Annotated in this window: 19 protein-coding genes; 9 read left to right on the top strand and 10 right to left on the bottom strand. The window is 72.2% G+C overall.

Annotated features, from left to right (window positions below; translation table 11 throughout):
• The first annotated feature begins 12 nt into the window (after positions 1-12).
• Positions 13-720 (top strand): PepSY domain-containing protein, encoded by a 708-nt coding sequence (locus tag ABZ877_RS10565; protein WP_361067570.1) that lies wholly within the window; start codon positions 13-15, stop codon positions 718-720.
• A 22-nt stretch (positions 721-742) separates the two neighbouring features.
• Here ABZ877_RS10565 and ABZ877_RS10560 read toward each other — a convergent pair whose 3' ends face one another.
• Positions 743-1,624, bottom strand: a complete 882-nt coding sequence (locus ABZ877_RS10560) for a YncE family protein (RefSeq protein ID WP_361067567.1) — start codon at positions 1,622-1,624, stop codon at positions 743-745.
• A 399-nt stretch (positions 1,625-2,023) separates the two neighbouring features.
• On the opposite strand from ABZ877_RS10560, the gene ABZ877_RS10555 reads away from it, so the two are divergent.
• Positions 2,024-2,941 carry an SGNH/GDSL hydrolase family protein gene (locus tag ABZ877_RS10555; protein ID WP_361067564.1) on the top strand — a complete coding sequence of 306 codons (918 nt, stop codon included), beginning with the start codon at positions 2,024-2,026 and terminating at the stop codon, positions 2,939-2,941.
• Here ABZ877_RS10555 and ABZ877_RS10550 read toward each other — a convergent pair.
• Positions 2,922-3,710 (bottom strand): alpha/beta fold hydrolase, encoded by a 789-nt coding sequence (locus ABZ877_RS10550; protein WP_361067620.1) that lies wholly within the window; start codon positions 3,708-3,710, stop codon positions 2,922-2,924. The two genes, ABZ877_RS10555 and ABZ877_RS10550, sit on opposite strands and share 20 nt — an antisense overlap.
• A gap of 216 nt (positions 3,711-3,926) precedes the next feature.
• On the opposite strand from ABZ877_RS10550, the gene ABZ877_RS10545 reads away from it, so the two are divergent.
• Positions 3,927-4,331, top strand: a complete 405-nt coding sequence (locus tag ABZ877_RS10545) for a helix-turn-helix domain-containing protein (RefSeq protein WP_361067561.1) — start codon at positions 3,927-3,929, stop codon at positions 4,329-4,331.
• Between the two features lie 68 nt (positions 4,332-4,399).
• Here ABZ877_RS10545 and rpsN read toward each other — a convergent pair whose 3' ends face one another.
• Together rpsN and rpmB are read right to left on the bottom strand one after the other, a co-directional pair.
• Positions 4,400-4,705 carry a 30S ribosomal protein S14 gene (gene rpsN, locus ABZ877_RS10540; RefSeq protein WP_361067558.1) on the bottom strand — a complete coding sequence of 102 codons (306 nt, stop codon included), beginning with the start codon at positions 4,703-4,705 and terminating at the stop codon, positions 4,400-4,402.
• Entirely contained in the window at positions 4,705-4,941 is a 237-nt protein-coding gene (gene rpmB, locus ABZ877_RS10535; protein WP_361067555.1) for a 50S ribosomal protein L28, read from the bottom strand. The genes rpsN and rpmB overlap by 1 nt, the downstream gene beginning before the upstream one ends.
• A 174-nt stretch (positions 4,942-5,115) precedes the next feature.
• Here rpmB and ABZ877_RS10530 point away from each other — a divergent pair, with 174 nt between their 5' ends.
• The 6 genes from ABZ877_RS10530 (at position 5,116) to ABZ877_RS10505 (ending at position 10,011) form a co-directional block, all read left to right on the top strand.
• Entirely contained in the window at positions 5,116-6,267 is a 1,152-nt protein-coding gene (locus ABZ877_RS10530) for a GTP-binding protein (RefSeq protein WP_361067552.1), read from the top strand.
• Positions 6,268-6,342: 75 nt separating this feature from the next.
• Positions 6,343-6,948, top strand: a complete 606-nt coding sequence (locus ABZ877_RS10525) for a flavodoxin family protein (RefSeq protein WP_361067549.1) — start codon at positions 6,343-6,345, stop codon at positions 6,946-6,948.
• Between the two features lie 177 nt (positions 6,949-7,125).
• Positions 7,126-7,674, top strand: a complete 549-nt coding sequence (locus ABZ877_RS10520; RefSeq protein WP_361067546.1) for a Repetin — start codon at positions 7,126-7,128, stop codon at positions 7,672-7,674.
• 73 nt (positions 7,675-7,747) lie between these two features.
• Entirely contained in the window at positions 7,748-8,488 is a 741-nt protein-coding gene (locus ABZ877_RS10515) for a VOC family protein (RefSeq protein WP_361067543.1), read from the top strand.
• A 204-nt stretch (positions 8,489-8,692) separates the two neighbouring features.
• Positions 8,693-9,454: an alpha/beta hydrolase gene (locus ABZ877_RS10510; RefSeq protein ID WP_361067540.1), complete on the top strand. Its 762-nt coding sequence runs from the start codon at positions 8,693-8,695 to the stop codon at positions 9,452-9,454.
• Positions 9,451-10,011: a hypothetical protein gene (locus ABZ877_RS10505; RefSeq protein WP_361067538.1), complete on the top strand. Its 561-nt coding sequence runs from the start codon at positions 9,451-9,453 to the stop codon at positions 10,009-10,011. The genes ABZ877_RS10510 and ABZ877_RS10505 overlap by 4 nt, the downstream gene beginning before the upstream one ends.
• A 43-nt stretch (positions 10,012-10,054) precedes the next feature.
• Here the strand turns inward: ABZ877_RS10505 and ABZ877_RS10500 are convergent, their stop codons facing one another.
• From ABZ877_RS10500 to ABZ877_RS10475, 6 genes are all read right to left on the bottom strand, one after another.
• Positions 10,055-12,229: a hypothetical protein gene (locus ABZ877_RS10500; RefSeq protein ID WP_361067535.1), complete on the bottom strand. Its 2,175-nt coding sequence runs from the start codon at positions 12,227-12,229 to the stop codon at positions 10,055-10,057.
• A 91-nt stretch (positions 12,230-12,320) separates the two neighbouring features.
• The gene (locus ABZ877_RS10495; RefSeq protein ID WP_361067532.1) at positions 12,321-12,944 is read right to left on the bottom strand and encodes a TOPRIM nucleotidyl transferase/hydrolase domain-containing protein; all 624 of its coding nucleotides are present in this window, start codon (positions 12,942-12,944) and stop codon (positions 12,321-12,323) included.
• Positions 12,945-12,994: 50 nt separating this feature from the next.
• Positions 12,995-14,107, bottom strand: coding sequence for a helix-turn-helix domain-containing protein (locus ABZ877_RS10490; RefSeq protein ID WP_361067529.1), 1,113 nt, complete (start codon positions 14,105-14,107; stop codon positions 12,995-12,997).
• Positions 14,108-14,360: 253 nt separating this feature from the next.
• A complete protein-coding gene (locus ABZ877_RS10485) occupies positions 14,361-15,248 on the bottom strand; it encodes a geranyl diphosphate 2-C-methyltransferase (RefSeq protein ID WP_361067526.1) in 888 nt (295 codons plus the stop codon).
• A gap of 16 nt (positions 15,249-15,264) precedes the next feature.
• A complete protein-coding gene (locus tag ABZ877_RS10480) occupies positions 15,265-16,563 on the bottom strand; it encodes a family 2 encapsulin nanocompartment cargo protein terpene cyclase (protein ID WP_361067523.1) in 1,299 nt (432 codons plus the stop codon).
• A 28-nt stretch (positions 16,564-16,591) separates the two neighbouring features.
• Entirely contained in the window at positions 16,592-18,007 is a 1,416-nt protein-coding gene (locus tag ABZ877_RS10475) for a family 2B encapsulin nanocompartment shell protein (protein ID WP_361067520.1), read from the bottom strand.
• Positions 18,008-18,399 lie beyond the last annotated feature (392 nt).

The raw sequence follows: 18,399 nt of genomic DNA, 5'->3' as shown, positions 1-18,399 counted from the left end.
ACAAATAACCATATGCCCTCACCTTCGCGCCGCCGCGTGACCGTCTCCCGCGGCCTTTCCCTCGCGTGTGCCGTGGCCGCGGCGGGCGCCCTGCTCACGGCGTGCGGCGACGACAAGGATCCGGCGCAGACCGGGTCCGCCCCCGACAACGCCCGCGCGTCGATGTCGCGCGCGGACTCCGCCTCCGGCTCGACGTCGCCCTCACCCTCGCCCTCGGGCTCGGCGGGCGGCCTCACCGAGGACCAGTCCGAGCGGAAGACCCTCGTGCCGAAGGCCAAGGTCGGGTACGACAAGGCGATGGACGCCGCCGTCAAGGCCGTGAACGGCTCGAAGCCGGTCTCGATCGAGCTCAAGGGACCGTCGGACAAGCCGGATTGGGAGGCCGAGGTCGCGACGGGCGACGGCACCAAGAGCACCGTCCGCGTGGACGCGGTCACCGGCGAGGCGGGTGAGCCCCGGACCGACTCCGATCAGGACGGCGACGACAAGAAGGAGCTCGCCGGCCTGCTGTCCAAGGCCAAGGTGGGCCCGAAGCAGGCCGCCGACACCGCGACCGGCAGGACCAAGGGCACGGTCACCTCCGTCGAGCTCGACGACACCGACCGGGGCGGCCCCATGTGGTCCGTCGACGTCGTGAACACGAGCGACTGGAACAAGACGACGTACGACATCGACGCGACCGACCGCAAGGTGCTCCGCGAACACGTCGACCGGGACTGACAGGCCCCGAACGCCGCCGCACTCACCTGGGGGTGATGGCGACGCCCTCGGGCTGGTGACCGGTGGGCAGGGTCGCCCGTACCTTCGGGACCTTCGGATCGATCACGGAGACGGTGTCGGAGCCCTCGTTGGTGACCCACACGCGGCTGCCGCCCGGGGCCACCGCGAGGCCCTGCGGGTTCTTGCCGACGGGCACGCGGGACAGTACGCCACCGGTCTTCGTGTCGATGACGAGGAGCTGGTCGGCGCCTGAGTCCGCCGCGTACAGCCGCTGCCCGTCGGGGCTCACACCCAGGCTCAGCGGCGCCTTGCCGACGGGCCAGGTGGCCGTCACCTTGCGCGTGGCGGGGTCGATCACCGAGATGGTGCCCGCGCCCGTGTCGGCGACGAAGACCCTGTCCCCTTTCGCGGTGGCGGCGATTCCGCTCGGGAAATCACCGACCGGAATGCGGGCCACGGAGGTGTTCTCCTTGGACAGGACCGTGACGTTGTTGCTGCCGCTGTCGGTGACATAAGCGGTTCCGTCGGGCAGTGTGGCCACACTGTGCGGAAGAGCTCCGGCGCGTGGCGTCGCGACGACCTTCCGGCTACGGGTGTCGATGACGGACACATTGTCGCCGCCCCAGTTCGCGGTGAATACCCGGCGCCCGTCGCGACTGGGAAAGGCCGCATAGGGAAAAGGGCCGACCGGCACGGTCGCGACCACTTTCTCCTCGGTGGTGTCGATGAAGGAGACCGTCCCGGACCGGCCGTTCGCCACATAGGCGTGCGCACCGTCGGGGGCCGCGCCGACCCCGGTCGGCTCCTTCCCCACGGGAATGGTCCGAAGGGGTTTCTCACGACGGACGTCGAAGGAAGAGACGGTCCCGGAGCCGGTGTTGGCGATGTAGGCGACGATGCGCATCGGAAAGCGCCTCGCTGCGTGGTCGCCCTTCGGCGCGGGACGGACGGGCGAAGGTGGCGGGGCGGACATCGCGGGCGACGCGCACGCCAGGACGGCGAGCAGGAACCCGAGCGTCAGACGGACGGGAAAGCGGCGGCAGCCCATGAATGCGCCTTTGCTGCTGGTGTGTGGGGGGCTTTGAACGGACACATGTGGCCAAACGCGCGCATTGCGTGTTTCGCACGGGCAAGGACGCGAGAGGAAAGCGAATTCGTTCATTCGGAGGCCGAAAGCGAGGCAATCCGCCCCTTACGCATACATGCGTGAGTCATATGAGCGGTGTCCGCGCCACTCCAACGGCCCTCGGCGCGGGGTATGGTGCGCATCTTCCGGAGATCCGGTTCCAAAGGGAGGGGCATCATGACGCGTCGGAAGCGCACGGCCGCAACGGCGACCAGGCGATGGACGACGGTGGCGCTCGCCGCGCTGAGCAGCTGCGCGCTCGCCGCCGGAGCGACCGGGACAGCCACGGCCGCCGCCCCCGACGAGCAGTCGAGAGGGCACCGCTCGTCGTACGTGGCGCTCGGCGACTCCTACACCTCGGGGCCCGGCATCCCGGCCCAGGTCGACGCGCAATGCGCCCGGTCCGACCACAACTACCCCTCGCTCACCGCCCGCGACCGTCACGTCACGTCGTTCACGGACGTCAGCTGCGGCGGCGCGACGACCGCCGAGATGTGGCAGGCGCAAGGCACCAACGAGCCCCAACTCGACGCCGTACGACGCGACACCGACCTCGTGACCCTGCAGATCGGCGGCAACGACATCGGCTTCGGCTCGATCATCGGCACGTGTGCCGGGCTCAGTGCGCAAGACCTCTCCGGCGACCCGTGCCGACGGCACTACGGCGCGGCGGGTCACGACGCCCTGACGCTGAAGATCCTGCAGACGGCGCCCAAGGTCGCCCGCGTCCTGCGGGCCGTGCACGCCAAGGCGCCCCACGCGCGCGTGGTCGTCGTCGGCTACCCCGACCTCCTCCCCGACGACGGCACCGGCTGCTACCCGACCGTCCCCTTCGCGGCCAAGGACTTCCCCTACCTGCGGGACACCCAGAAACGCCTCAACCTCATGCTGCGCGCCGTGGCACACCTGAACCGGGCCGACTACGTCGACACGTATCGGCCGACGGTCGGACACGACATGTGCCAGGCGCCCGCCGACCGCTGGATCGAACCGCTGAGCCCGACCTCACCGGCCGCCCCGGCCCACCCCAACGCCAAGGGGCAGGAGGCGATGGCGCGGGCGCTCCAGAGGACGCTCACCCGAGGAAGGGGCTGAGGATCCGCAACAGGGCGGCGGGCCGGTGCAGCGGCACGATGTGACCGCAGTCGTCGAGCCGATGCCCCGTCAGGTCGTCCGCGAGCGGGCGCAGTTGGTGTTCGAGCGCCGTGCCCACCGGTTGTGCGCCGACGGTCAGGACGGGCATGGTGAACCGCGCCCGCTCCACGGCCCGCCGCATCTGGCGTGCGCTCTCGGGCAGGGCGCGGTAGTACGAGAAGGCGCAGCGCAGGGCCTCGCGGCCCGTGTAGGCGGCGACGAACGCGTCCCGCACGGCGGGCGGCACGCCCTCGCCCAGGGTTCCGCTGTCGAGGAAGAAGTCCACGTACCGCGCCTCATTGCCGTCCAGCACGGACTCGGCGAGCCCGGGCACCGCGTGGAACCCGAACCACCACGGGGGACCACCGGCCAGGAACTCCTCCGCGCCCGGCAGCCCGCCGGCCACCGCCTCCATGACCGCCAGCCGCCGTACGAGTCCGGGGTGGCGCAGGGCGAGCGAGAGGGCCGGTGCCACGCCCGCGTCGATGGCGACCACGGCGGCGGACGTGACGCCCAGGGAAGTGAGCAGGGCGCGGGCGTCGTCGGCGAGCGTGTCGGCGTCGTAGCCCGCGGCGGCGCGCTCGCTGGCGCCGAACCCGCGCAGGTCGGGCGCGATCACCCGGTGCCGTGCGGCCAACGGGCCGAGCATGTGCTCCCAGACCCGCCAGGTGTGCGGGAAGCCGTGGAGCAGGAGGACGGCGGGGCCGTCCCCGGCGAGCGCGACGTTCAGGCGTACGCCGTTGGCCCGGACGCTACGGAGTTCGACCGGAGGCCGGGGTTGGGGTTGGGGCCGGGATCGGGGCGGGGGAGAGGCGGATAGGGAGGACAAGGCGCGCCTTTCGAGAAGCCGGTGACGGGGGGCGGTAACCGTCGGATACCACCGCACGCTAAGTGACTAGGCTGAGCGCCGGAAGGCGGCACTTTCGCGACAGGTGGTGAGGTCCAGGTGACCGACTCGGTGGCGCGCGGCACGACCGGTCCGCGCGGTGATCTCTTCGCCCCGGAGTGTCCCACCCGCAAGCTCCTCGACCGCATCGGCACCAAATGGGTGTCCATGGCGGTCAAGGTGCTGGCCGAGGAGGCAGGGGAGGTGCGCTTCGCGGAGCTGCGGCGCCGCATGCCGGGCATCTCGCAGAAGATGCTCTCGGTCACCCTGCGGGGGATGGCCCGCGACGGACTGGTCGCCAGGCGCGTCGAACCGACCGTGCCGCCACGGGTGTTCTACCGGCTCACCCCGCTCGGCCTCTCGCTCGACGGACCCCTGGCGGTGCTGCGGGAGTGGGCGGAGACGCACATGCCGGAGATCGACCGGGCCAACGAGCGGTTCGCCCGGGAGGAGGAGCCCGCCTAGGGACCGGCCGGGGCCCGCGGGCGCGGCGTGGCGCCGCGCGGGCCCGTCGCGACCGGTCTACGCGGCGCTCACCACGACGACTTGGTGACCCCGGGCAGATACCCGGCGTGCGCCTGCTCCCGCACCCGTACGCGGGAGAGCCCGAACTTGCGGAGGTGGCCGCGCGGGCGGCCGTCCACGCTGTCGCGGTTGCGGACCCGGGTCGCGCTGGCGTCGCGCGGCTGGCGCCGCAGCTCGGCCAGGGCCGCGGCCCGTTCGGACGGTGGGGTGTCCGGGCGCCGGACGATCGCCTTCAGTGCGGCGCGGCGGGCGGCGTACCGCGCGACGACCGCCTTGCGCTTCTCGTTCTGCGCGATCTTGCTCTTCTTGGCCATCAGACCTTGCCTCCTTGGGCGCGGACGCGGGCGACCGCGGCCTCGATGCCGATGCGGTCGACGGTCTTGACGCCGCGCGCGCTGAGCGTGAGGCGGACGTACCGGCCCTCGCTCGGCAGCCAGTACCGCTTGCGCTGGATGTTGGGGTCGAAGCGGCGCGAGGTGCGCCGGTGCGAGTGGGAGATGGAGTTGCCGAAGCCCGGCTGGGCGCCGGTCAGTTGGCAGTGGGCGGACACGATGACCTGCCTTTCGGGGAGCGCACGCGGTCGTGCGAGGTGCAGCGCATGCGGACGGATGACTTGGAAATGGAAACCATTGTCATTAGAGTACGGCATGGCATCCGCCGCGATGCACCCCGCCCGCACACCGACCGAGCCCCCGGGGCTCGCCCCGTCGCCCGAAGGACACCTATGAACCACGGAACCCGCATGCCCGTCGTGATCGTGGCCGGGCTCCACTCCGCCGCACGCCGCGCGACGGTCGAGGGCCTGCTGCGCACCGTCCCCGACAGCGTCGCCCTCCACCACGACCTGTCCACCGCGAGCGACGGCACCGTCCTGCGCGTGGTGCGCGACGCCACCGGCGAGCTGTCCCGCGGCGAGACCGCGCTCGTCAACGACTGCGCGTGCTGCGCCCTGCGCGAGGACCTCGTCCCCGAACTGGAGCGGCTGGCCGACAGCGGCCTCACCCGGCTCGCCGTCGTCGAGCTGTGGGACTCCGTCGAACCCCGGGCCATGGCCGAGGTCGTCGCCGCGCACGCCGGTGACACGCTCGCCCTCACCAACGTCGTCACGGCCGTCGACCCGGCCCTCGTCCTGCCCTGCCTCGGCAACGGCGACGACCTCGCCGACGTGGGCCTCGCGGCCGCGGCGAGCGACCAGCGGACCGTCAGCGACACCTGGGCCAGGCAACTGGAGTACGCCCCCGTCCTCGCCGTCGTCGACAGCGACGAGGCCGACGACGAGGACCGCGCCCTCCTCGCCCAACTGCACCCCCTCGCCCGGCACGTCGCCGCAGGGTCCGATGAACTCGCCCGCCTCGCCTTCGCCGGGTTCGACGTGGAGACGGCCGCCGCCGCCCAGCACCCGGCCTGCGCCCTGCTGCCGCAGGAGGCGGACGCGGCCGGGGTCGTCACCTTCGTCTGGCACCACGACCGGCCCTTCCACCCCGGCCGCCTCTACCAGGCCCTCGAGGACCTGTGCTGCGCCGCCGCGCGCAGCCGCGGCCGGTTCTGGCTCGCGGACCGCCCCGACACCCTGCTCGCGTGGGACGCGGCGGGCGGCGCCCTGTGCGTGGAGAACGCCGGGCCCTGGCTCGCCTCCCTGCCGGACGCCGCCTGGGACCTCGTCCCGCCGGTGCGCCGGGCGGCCGCCGCGCTCGACTGGCACCCCGCGCACGGCGACCGCTGCCAGCACCTCGTCTTCACCTCACCCGGCCTCGACCGCGACAACCTCGCCCGGCTGCTCGACTCGTGCCTGCTCACCGACGCGGAGTACGCGGCCGGGCGCGAGGCGTGGAAGCGGCTGCCGTCCGCCTTCGACACCCTGCTCGACGCCGCTTGAGACACCTGCGCACACGCCCGGGTGAATGTGCGTCAGGAGCGCTCGGCACCTGTGCGCAGCGGGGACAGTCGCCCCATGCGCGCACTAGTCATCAACTGCACCCTGAAACCGTCACCGCAGCCCTCGAACACCGAGGCGCTCGCGGGCACGGTCATCGCCGCCCTCCAGGGCCACGGCGTGGACGTCGACCTCGTACGGGCCGTCGACCTGAACCTGAGGCCCGGCGTCGAGACGGACATGGGGGAGGGGGACGACTGGCCGGACGTGCACGAGAAGCTGCTCGCGGCGCGGATCCTGGTCATCGCGTCCCCGACCTGGGTCGGCCGCCCCTCCTCCGTCGCCCAGCGCGTCCTGGAGCGGATGGACGCCATGCTCAGCGAGACCGACGACGAGGGCCGCCCCGTCGCCTACAACCGCGTGGCGGGAACGCTCGTCACCGGCAACGAGGACGGCGCCCACCACGTCATCAGCGAGATCAACGGCGCCCTCGGCGACATCGGCTACACCGTCCCCGGCCAGGCGTGGACCTACTGGCACCTGGGCCCCGGACCGGGCCCGGACTACCTCGACGACGAACGGGGCCACGACTGGGCGGCGTCGACCGGCCGCGCCATGGCCTCCAACCTCGTCCACGTGGCCGAGGCCCTCGACCACCACCCGGTGCCCGCGCCGCCGTCCTGAACCCCGCCGCTCGGTCATCCACGTCCAGTGGTCGTACGTACAGGTCCCCCCGCGGGCGCACGCCGCGGGGGATCTCCCACCCTGGGACGGACGCCCGATGACGCCTCGGGCGTGATGTGGCCAGGGCGCCGGGCCCGGAGAGTGGGGCTGTCCGATCGACCCACCGAAGGGACCGGTATGAACCGCCGCAAGAAAACCGCCGTACTGGGTGCCACCCTCCTGCTCACCGCCGCGGCGGCGGGATCAGCCGCCGCGTCCGGCGCCGGCGCCGGCGACCACCACCGACGGGAGGCCGCCGCCCTCACCGGCACCGCGAAGCTGTACCGCTCGGCAGGGGACGACATCACCTTCTCCTTCGACGCGCACCTGGCGGCGAAGCACAACGACAACCCGCTCCGGGCGACGGGGACCTTCGAGTGGAGCCACTACGCCGAGGGCCGCGGCGCCTGGGCCAAGGCGAAGGTCAACTGCCTGGTCACCGGCGGCAAGGTGGCCGTCGTCTCCGGGGTGATCACCGACTCGGATCTGCCCGGCGCCAAGGGCAAGCAGGTCGGCGTCACCGTCCACGACATCGGCCGCCACGACCGGCTCGGCTACAGCTGGGCCGCGACCGGCACGCCCGTCGAGACCGGCTCCATGCCCAAGTGCGTGAGCTCCGCGCCCTACGAGAAGGTCAAGCAGGGCACGGGCGACTACAAGGTCGTCCCCTGGCAGCCGAAGCTCTAGCGCCGGACGCGCATGATCTCCGTTCGGTGACGCCACCTGTCGGCGCCCGGGCCGGATGCGTAGGGTCGCCGTCATGGCACTGCGACCCGTGAACGTGAACATCAAGGCCCTGGACGACACGGTGGTCGGCGGCTTCTGGGCGGCCGCGCTCGGCTGGAACGTGTCCAGCGAGGCCCCCGGCGTCACCAACGTCGAACCCGGCGGCGGATTCGTCTGGCCGGACGCGTCCGCCGTCTGCGTCGACGTCGTCACCGTCCCGGAACCCAAGTCGGCCACGAAGAACCGCGTGCACCTCGACCTCGCGACCACCTCGCGGGCGCACCAGACGGAGCTGGTCACCCGCCTGCGCGCGCTCGGCGCCACCCCCGTCGACATCGGCCAGGGCGACGTGCCCTGGGTGGTCCTCGCCGACCCGGAGGGCAACGAGTTCTGCGTGCTCGAACCGCGCGCCCTGTACCGCGACACCGGCCCGATCGCCGCGATCGTCATCGACTGCGCCGACCCGCGGGCCATGGCCGCGTTCTGGGACGCGGCCACGGACTGGACGCTCCACGAGGTCGACGACGACCACGCGCGGCTGCGCTCCGCGAAGGGCGTCGGCCCCTACATCGAATTCCTCCGCACAGGCGCGAAGAGCGTGCCGGACCGCGTCCACATCGACCTGCTGCCGTACGCGGGCGACGACCAGGAGGCGGAGGTGGCGCGCCTGCGCGAGCTGGGCGCCACCGACCTCGACCTCGGCCAGGGCGACGTGTCGTGGAAGTGCCTGACCGACCCGGAGGGCCACGAGTTCTGTGTGCTCGGCAGAGCCTGACCCCGGCCGCGGACAGATCCGATTACTTCCGTACGGCACGGGCAACCGGTCGCCATGACCACGGAAGGCCGAGCCCGTACGTGAACACCGAGCACCACCGCACCACGCCCACCCCCCCCGTTCGCCGTGTCCGACGAGTGGGATCTCCCCGCGCCCGGTGAGGCAGCCGGGCCCGGAGACCGTACGCGAGGTAAGGGTGGGACGATGCATGTGACGACAAGGGGCGGAATCTTCACCCGCGCGTTCGGGACGCCACCGCGCGACGGCGAGCCGACCGTGGTGCTCGTCCACGGACTCGGCCTCTCCGGCCGCTACTTCGTGCCGCTCGCACGACGCCTCGCCGCGCAGGGAGCGCGAGTCCTCGTGCCCGACCTGCCGGGCAACGCGCGCTCGCGCGGCGCCGCGGGCCGCGCGCCGACCGTCGCCGAGCACGCCCGCGCCCTGGCGCACTGGCACCGGCAGCACTCCCTCGGGCCGGTCCTGCTGGTCGCCAACTCCGTCGGCTGCCAGGTCGCCGCCGCCCTCGCGGCCCGGCACCCGGACATGGTGAGCCGCCTGGTCCTGGTCGGCCCGGCGCTCGACCCCGCCGTACCGGCCTGGCGCCAGTGCGCACTGCTGATCAAGGACGCGCCCCGCGAACCGCTGCGCCTGTTCGGCATCGCCGTCTCCGACTACCTCGTGACCGGCCTCCCGCGGTGCGCCGCCGAGTACCGGCACGCGCTGCGGGACGCGGCCTGGTCGTTCGAGGCCCACCTGGAACAGGTCCACGCCCCGACCCTCGTCGTGCGCGGCGAGGGCGACCCCCTCGCGTCGCCGTCCTGGACACGCCGGGTCGCCTCCCTCGTCGGCGACGGCCGGACCGCCGAGATCCCCGGCGCCGCCCACGCGGCCCACTACAGCGCGCCCGACGCCATGGCGACGCTGATCCAGAAGTTCACGGCGGACGGCCCCGGAGGACCCGCATGATGTCGTCGCCCCTGCGCGACCCGCACCGCACCGGCAAGGACACCAAGTCGTTCGCGCCCTTGCTGCGGCTGCTGCCCGGCATCTCCCCGAAGCGCCGCGGCTACGTCCTCGCCTGGTACGGGTTCACCCTCACCTTCGGCGGGATGCGGCTGCTCACCTGGCTCATCCACATCGACGTGGGCGGCTTCGGCGACGTCAGCGCGGGCGGGGTCCACCTCCACCACTACGTCTGGGGCATCCTGCTGCTCATGATCGTCGGCGCCACGGCCCTCTCCGAGAGCTCACCGAGGGCCCGCGCCTGGCTCGGTCTCGCGTACGGGGTCGGCATGGCCCTCGTCATCGACGAGGCGGCCCTGCTGATCAGCCTGGAGGACGTGTACTGGGACACCGAGGGCGGGCTCAGCATCGCCATCGCCATCGCGGTGATCGCCGTGGTGGGCAGCGTCCTCGCGGTGACCCGGGGACGGCGCGCGTCCCGGGCGGACGACGAGGCCGGGCGGGAGGAGAAGAAAGAGGGCGAGGAGAGCGAAAGGGCTCGGAACTATGAGAAGAGTTGAGAAGGAAGCCCCTTCATGGCCTCGCCGTCGGCAACGCTAGCACTCAGGCCGGAACCACGTCGCGCAGGTTTTCCAGGGTGATCACGCGGGAGTCCGGGTGCAGCCCCTCGGGCCGCTCCAGACCGATGTACGTGACCGGCTCGTCCGGCACCGCGTCGCCGCTCTCCCACAGCTCCACGACCGTGCCCTCGCCGCACATCAGGTCGGCCAGGTGAGCCACCGTCAACTGCTCGCGCTCCACGACGGCGCGCACCAGCGCCGACACCGACGCCTGGTTGTCCTCGACCTGATTGCCCTCCGGGACGCCCGTCAGATACAGGTGCAGCCACTTGGCGCGCCACCGTCCGTCGTCCCCGCGCCGGAAGACGAGCGGCAGCGCGACCCGGCCGGTCCCGCGCAGCTCCGACTTCATCCGGACCGTACGCGGCTCGAACGGACGGCCCTTCTGCGCGCCGTCCCGCACCATGAACCCGAAGAACGACTCCTCGACCTCGTCGAAGCCCTCGCCCGCGTAGATGTCGACCTGCGGAGCGATGAACGCGCTGCGCACCCGGTCCAGGGACAGGTCGATGAACTCCGACGCCCCGTCGGGCGCCTCGGTGATGTCGCCCGAGTGCCGGCCCCCGACCGTCCTGAGGGACGTGTAGGAGAGCCAGGTGTCGGTGCTGTAGTCGCCGCGCAGGAGCAGCGCGGACAGGTCGAAGTCGGTGCGCCGCCCGGCCTGTTTCCAGTGCACGAAGAAACGCAGGCGGTCGCCGTCGACCCGGGAGACCGAGCCGCGCGGCAGGACGCCGAGCCCGGCCGCGGTCGCCTTGCCGCTGAGCGGGAGCGCCACGTCGAGGACGTCCGGGTCGAGCAGCAGCCGGCCCGGCACCGGGAGCCTGCGGCGCAGTTCGGCGTCGAGGGCGGCGGCCAGCCGGTCGCGGTCCGCCGAGGGCACCGGCCGCCGGGCGTCCGGGACCACCCGGGCGCGGCCCCGGCGGTTGACGAAGATGCGAGGCGCGCCGGTCTCCCGCTGCCGGTTGTGCAGGTGTTCGCGCACGGCGAGCACGACCCGGCCGGACACCTCCGGGGCTGCCCGGACCGCGGCGGCCACGACCACGTCCCGCTCCGCCTGGCCGTCGGCGGTGCGCAGCAGGTGGTCGAGGGCGCGGAACAGCCTGCCCGGAGCGGTCTCCAGGAGTTTCACCGCCCCGGGCACGTCCGACGCGTCGAGCAGCGCCTCGACACGGCTGCCGAGGGTACGGGCCTCCTTCTCGCCCCGCGCGACGGCGAACACGTCGGCGGCGTGCGGCCAGCGCGGGTACTCGTGCGGGTGCAGCCGCTCGCCGAGCCGCTTGAAGGGCTCGCGGTGGGCGTGCACGTCGGCGAGTTTCGCGGGGTTCGCCGCGACCACCGCGTCGAGCCCCGCGAGCAGCGCGCGGCGCACCGGCCGGGGCAGCGTGCGGAACCGGGTCGGCTCCCGCAGGGTCACGTCACCGCCCGACAGTGCGCAGGCGAGCCGCAGCACGTCGGTGACGGTGTCGAGGAGCGGTTCGGCGCCCGCCGCGAGACGGGCCTCGTTGACGACCGCCCGGTTCTCCCGGACCGGGATCGCCTCCGGCTGCGGGCCGGACGCACACCGCGCGGCGAGCACACGCAGGTCGCGCAAATTGTCCTCGCCGAGCGGCGTGGCGCTGCCCGCCAGCGCCAGGTACAGCGCGGTCACCTCATCGTCCAGGCCCCGGCCGAGGTGCAGGACGGTGACCCGGTCGCCCGCCGACGCGATCAGCTCGTCGTGGCGCGCACACATGTCCTCGTACGTGTGCCGGTAGCGGCCGTAGGCGGGGAGGCTGAGCAGGTTGACCGGTCCGTGCGCCAACTGCGCGAGGACCTCGTCCCGGGCGGTCCCGTCCGCGAGGGCCTCCGCCACGCACCGGGCCCAGAACTCCTCGGTGTCCGGCACATGTGCGGGGAAGTCGATGAAATACGTGTTGTGGCGTACGTGGTCGCCCACCATCTCGGCGACGGTGCGCAGGGTCCGCCTGGCCGTGTGCAGGACCGCCGCCTCGGACAGTCCGGAGAGCCGTGCGAGCAGCGGCGCCGACAGCTTGAAGCCGACCGAGGCCAGCGCGGCGTCGAACTGCCGCGCGGCGACGGCCCCTTGACCGGCGGAACCGGCGGGGGCGGGAAGGCGGTGGGTGTGCCGGACGACCAGCGATTCGAGACTCTGCGCCATGCGGGCAGGATCGCAGAGGCGGGGGAGGGAACGCATGTGAGTTGTTGGGGGTGTGCGGGTGTGCGGGCCCGGGTGTGCGGGGTCCGGTGTCTCATGTGTGGAGGTGGGCGAAGAGGGTGTCGAGCGGTGGAGGTGTGCGGTCCGGCGGGAGGGCCTCGACGAGGAGACGGCCGTAACGGATCTTGCGGCCCTTCTTCGTGCCGAGGAAGCGCCGGGCCTGCTGGTGCGGGGAGCGGCCGAGCTGTGCGGGCTGGCGCCGGAACGTCTGCCAGGCCCGGAAGTCCCCCTCGGCGCGGAAGACCTCCTCGACCTTCGCGGTGCCGAGCGCGCGGATCAGTTCGTCCTCCAGGTCCGCGGCGCACACGTGGAGGGCGTCGGCCCGCGCCCGCGCCCGTGCGAGCCCCCGCTCGTAGAAGCCCCGTTCGCGTTCGTCGCAGAGCCCCGTCAGGCGCAGACCGAGACCGGTCGGGCCGAGGAGACCGGCGTAGCGGCCGACGCTCATGGCGCCACCCATCGACACCACGCACACGCCTTCGGCGGCCAGGTCCCGGCCTCGCGCGGCGGCCAGCGCCTCCACGGCCGCGAGGTCGCTGAGCCCTTCGAGCAGTACGGCGGTGCGCACGCCGAGTTTGTCTGCCAGTTGTCGTGCGGGTTCGCCGGGGCCGCCTGCCGCCCATCGGGCCACCGCGTCCTGGAACGCCTTCATGTCCACCATGGCGCGAGTCTGCCCGTTCGCCCCGCTCCTGTCGCTGTGAAGCAACACACCTAGGCGCTGCGCCGGCGGGCAACGGCGAACACGGCGTCGGCGTCGCTGAGGAGCAGGGCGAGTTCGGCCTGCAACCGGTCGAGGGGGTGATGGAGGTCGAGGCCGGTCAGGACGCGGATGGAACGCAGCCGGTACGTCAATGTGTGCCGGTGGATGTACAGGCTGCGGGCGGCCGAGGAGGAGCACAGGTTGTGCGCGAGGTAGGCGGCCAGGGTCTGCTGAAGGTGCCGGTGGCGGGGGTCGGTGTGCAGCGCGCCGAGGTGTGCGGTGACGAACGCGCCGCGGTCCTTCGCCGCCATGTCGAGCGCCGCGACCAGCGGTGACACCTGTTCCGCGGTCAGCGACCGCCCGTAGTGCCGTGCGACCACGGCCGCCAGTGCGGCCTGCCGCGCCGCGGCCCCGGTGTCGCCGTCGGGGACGGGGGCGAGCGCGTGGGGCGCCAGTACGTCGGCCTCGGCGGGCCGGTGCCGCGTGAAGGCGGTCACATGTGTCTCCGCCGTGGCGATCACCGCGTCCGGGTTGGCCACCCGGAACCGGCGCAGCGCGTCCTTCCCGCCGCTGCCGGGGCTCCGCAGGGAGACGAGGCACCAGCGCGGCGCGGCATCGGCCGGGCCTCGGCTCCCGCCCGGCCCGTGACCGGCCTCGGGTTCGGCCTGTGCCTTCTCCGGCCACCCCCGCACCACGGAGGCGTTCGCCACCCGCAGCGCCTTCAGGGCCGTACTGAGGAACACCCGCTCCATCGCTTCCCGGAACCGGGTGTCCGGAAGGCGGCCGACCAAGGCGCGGTGCAACACCTCGACACACGCGTGGTGCAGTACGAGGCTGTCCTCTGCGCAGAGACCGGCCCGGGTGTGCGCCTCGGCACGTGCCTCGAACGCGGCGTCCAGCTCCGGGGCGGGCAGTTCTCCCGCGAGGACGGAGACCCAGAGCGCGATGTCGTCCTCGACGGTGGCGGCGGTGACGGGGCCGCTCGTATGTCGGCCCACCTCCGCCAGGGTCTGGCGGACGAGCCCCTGGGTGTGGTGGTGGTTCAGGCTGTAGACGGCCCGGGAGAGCACGGGCGCGAACTCCGTCGACAGGGTGGATCGGTTCGGCTGGGAACGATGCGGCACGGTGGCTCCTTGCATCAGCGTCTTGTTCGCCAGCATGTATTTGCGCCCAGGTGCATAGCAATCGACCAAGTGCACAAAGATCGAGCGTTTCGGACCGGATGCATGGGCAAAGTGCTCAAAATCGAAGCGCTCGACGCTCTGTTGTGTCGCTACGAGGTTGGAGTCGCGTCCGGCCGGGCAGAGCGCACGGCAAAGAGGGCCCGGTCGCCCGGGCCCTCTCTGTCCTGTTCCTGTTCCTGTTCCGCGTGGAGCGTCAGACGCGGTCGGCGGCGATCAGCACGTACTGGAACGACCCGTCCTGGTACGAGTTGATGAACGCGTCCTCGATCCCCGTGACCAGCGAGGACGTCGCCCGCAGCTCCCAGTACGGCAGCGTGTCGGGCGTGAGGTCGATGACGGCCTGCGGCACGAGGCGGTTGTCGGCCATCGCCCGCAGATACTCCCGGCGCGAGTGGATGTTGCACTCGAAGTGCGCGTTGATCTGCGACACCCACTTCGAGGGCTGCCCGTAGCGCGGGTTCCAGCAGCCGGTGATCGTCACGTACCGGCCGCCGACCCGCAGGATGCGGGAGTGCTCGGCGAACAGGTCGTGCAGGTCGACGTACATGCTCGACTCGTTGTTCCACGAGCCGGCCATCTGCCCGCTCTCGAAGGGCATGTCGAGCATGTTGCACACCTGGGCCTGCACATGGTCCTCGATGCCGAGTTCGGCGGCGCGGCCGTTCGCGAAGTCGGCCTGCTTGGCCGAGAGGGTGACTCCTTCGACCTTGCACCCGAAGCGCTGGTGCGCCATCACCATCGAGCCGCCGCGCCCGCAGCCCGCGTCCACCAGGGTGTCACCGCGGCCGATGGTGCCGAGGTGCCGCAGCAGGACCTCGGCCTGCGCCGACTCCAGCCGGTGCAGCTCGGCGATCAGCTTCTGCTCGCTGTCCTTGTCGCCCTCGGCGCCGAGCGCGGCGTGGTCGACCTCACCGATGCCGTAGTGGTGGTGGTACAGACCGTCGACATCGCCGAGCCGCAGGTTCACGGGCCGGGCCTCGCCGTCCCAGTACCGCGCGATGTCCCCCTGGTAGGGCGTGGCGGGGCCGGGGACGAGGCGGGGCAGGCCGGTGGCGGGGGCGGTGAGTTCGGTGCTGGTCACAGATGGTTCCAATCTCTTACCAGAAGTCGGGCAGGCTGTAGCGGAAGGTGTTGTTCTGGTGCCAGTGGTGGTTGCCGTCCACCCACGCGGCCACGCCGCGCAGGAAACGCTGGAGGTTCGGGACGGGGCAGGCCGCGGCCAGCGCCGCCGCCTCGTTCTCGAAGGCGTGCATGAGGTCGTTGTGGACCTCGACCGCTTTGAGGTAGGCGTCCCGTTCGGAGAGGCCCTCACGGTGCGCGAGCACGACCGGCAGGTTCAGGTGGATGCCGGGTGCGTCGAGTTCCTTGGTGTACGAGTACAGGTCGTTGACGATGGTCGTCGCGTTGCCCGCGAGGGCGATGACGCGCTGCGTCTCCGGCCTGGCGTGCAGGTCCGCGGGGAGTTCGTAGCCGCCGACGGTGTCGGTGATGGTCGGGCAGGGGCGGAAGTTGTTGAACTGACGCATCGCCAGGTACTCCCACACCTCCGGCACCCGCTCCTCCTGCGCCCAGGCGGCCTCGGCGAGGTAGCCCATGTGGAGGCGTGCCATGTCGTGCCGGAACCGGTCGGCCTGGGAGGGGCTGGCCGCCCGTACGAAGTACTCCATGGCGGAGCGGTAGGCGCGCCGGGGCGCGTCCGAGTGCAGCGACTGTGCCCACTCCGGGTGGTACTCCGCCGTCGTGTGCAGCGGGTCGAGGGCGGTGTGGGCGAGGAGGAGGCGCTCGCCGAGGCCGACGGGCGAGCCGCCGTGGTCCTCGCAGTAGCAGTCGTCCACCGCGTTCTCCGCCACCATCAGCCGCGTGGCGAGCATGACGTGGTCGACCGTGGGCGCGTCCGGGTGGCAGCCGACCATGTAGCTGCCCACGGAGAACCCGTCGAACTCCTCCTCCCAGTCGTCCGGGTACAGGGAGACCTCGTCCAGCGCCCAGGACTTGATCCGCTGGCTGACCTCCTCGACCCGCGCCGGGTCGGGGTCGGGGATCGGGTGGTGGTACAGGCCGGGGACCGCCGGGCCCGACGCGGCGGACGGCGTGGGCAGCGGGGCCGCCGACGGCTCCACGACCTCGGGCGGGCGGGGCGCCTCCTCCCTCGGCGTCAGCCGCAGCCCCGACGTGCCGAGGCCGCTCGGCCCGCGCAGGATCTGCGCCAGGTCGACCTGCGGGGCAGGGGCCGGGGTCGGGACCTCGGCCGCGGAGGGCGGCGCGGTCGGGGCTCCGCCCAGGAGGGCGCTGACGTCCCGGGCGTGGGCCACCGCGTCGGCGAGCACCCGCGCCCCGAAGCCGGCGGCGGCCTCCGGCACGGTCGACTGCGGTGGGGTGAGCTCAGGCGGGGGCATCCATGACTCCTTTCACGAGCCGGTCCCGCTACCGGGGCCAGTGGGAGATCTGCACGTTCTCCAGGACACCGACCGCGTCCGGCACGAGGATCGCGGCGGAGTAGTACGTGGAGACGAGGTAGGAGGTGATGGCCCGCTCGTCGATGCCCATGAAGCGGACGTTGAGACCCGGCTCGTACTCGTCGGGCAGATCGGTCTGGCGCAGACCGATGACGCCCTGCTCCTCCAGGCCCGTACGCATGGCGAGGATCGAGCTGGTCCGCTCCTTGGTGATCGGGATCTTGTTGCAGGGCAGGATCGGGACCCCGCGCCACGCCGGGACCTGCTGGCCGCCGACGTCGACGTGGTCCGGGTAGAGCCCGCGCGCGTTGAACTCGCGCCCGATCGCCGCGATGGTGCGCGGGTGCGCGAGGTAGAACTTCGTGCCGCGCCTGCGGCAGAGCAGGTTGTCCAGGTCGTCCGGGGTCGGCGGGCCCGCGTGCGGCTGGATGCGCTGGCTGAAGTCGGAGTTGTGGAGCAGGCCGAACTCCGGGTTGTTGACGAGCTCGTCCTCTTGCCGCTCGCGCAACGCCTCGATGGTGAGCCGGAGTTGTTCCTTCGTCTGGTTGAACGGTTCGCTGTAGAGGTCGGCGACGCGGGTGTGGACCCGCAGGATCGTCTGCGCCACCGACAGCTCGTACTGGCGGGGCTGCGACTCGTAGTCGACGAACGCGCCGGGCAGTTCGTGCTCGCCCGAGTGGCCGGCGGACATCGCGATCTCCGCCTCGCCGCGGTGGTTCTGGTTCCGCCGCGAGCGGGAGGTGAACTCCTCCACGTGCGCCCGCAGGTTCGGCGCGCTGTCCAGCACGCGCGCGAAGTCGGCGCGCGACAGGGTGAGCAGTGTGCCGGGGGTCTCCGCGACGGCCGTACGGTCCCACGTGGCGTCCGTGCCGAGCAGCGCGTCGTCCCCGAACCGGTCGCCGTCGGCCAGTACGTCGAGGGTGACCTGGTCCCCGTACTCGCCGACGGTGTGCTGGCGGATACGGCCGTGGGCGATGAGGTGGAGCTGCTCGGCGGGGGCGCCGCGCTCGACCAGGGTCTCGCCGGCCGCGAAGTCGCGCTGGACGCACTTGTCGGCGAGGGCGGTCAGCACCTCCACGTCGTCGAAGCCGCGCAGGAGCGCGAGTTCGCCTAGCTCGCGGGGGATGACACGGACGTGGGAGCCGTCCTGGATGAACTCCACGCGTCCGTCGCCGACGGTGTAGGTCAGGCGCCGGTTGACCCGGTAGGTACCACCGGTCGTCTCGACCCAGGGCAGCATCCGCAGCAGCCAACGGGAGGTGATCTCCTGCATCTGCGGGGCGGACTTGGTGGTGGTGGAGAGGTTGCGGGCAGCGGCGGTGCCCAGACTGGTCTGCCGGGGCGGCTCGGTGCGGGCCTCCGGGGTCGAGTCAACGGTTGTCATCGGGGGAAGCTCTCCTTGGTCGGGCGGCCGCGCGCGGGCCCGGACGGGATCGGACGACGGGGATGTGACAACAGGACGAAATGCCGGGATAGAGACGGGAATCCGTCGAGATTTCGCGAGAACAGTAGTGGCGGCCCGGCCCGCCGAACCAAGAGGAACCGGCGACATTAACTCGAAACGCTGATCAAGGCCGCTGGATGTTTGACCAGGTAAGGATGGAACTCGGCCTGTTTCCGGCGGCGGATAGGCGCTCCTGGGGGCGCGCGCCCCCAGGTCGGTGCGCCGGTACGGCGGTCGTTCGCGGGGCGCGGCGTCGAAAATCGGACAGCGCCGGACGGGCGCGGTGATCGTCGGCGTTCGATCTCGCACGGACCCGTGCGGCGCGTCCCCGC

Source organism: Streptomyces sp. NPDC046939 (assembly GCF_040644575.1).
Lineage (GTDB): Bacteria > Actinomycetota > Actinomycetes > Streptomycetales > Streptomycetaceae > Streptomyces.
Note: the sequence above shows the minus strand (reverse complement) of the source record. Positions and strands in the feature narration are given on the sequence as shown.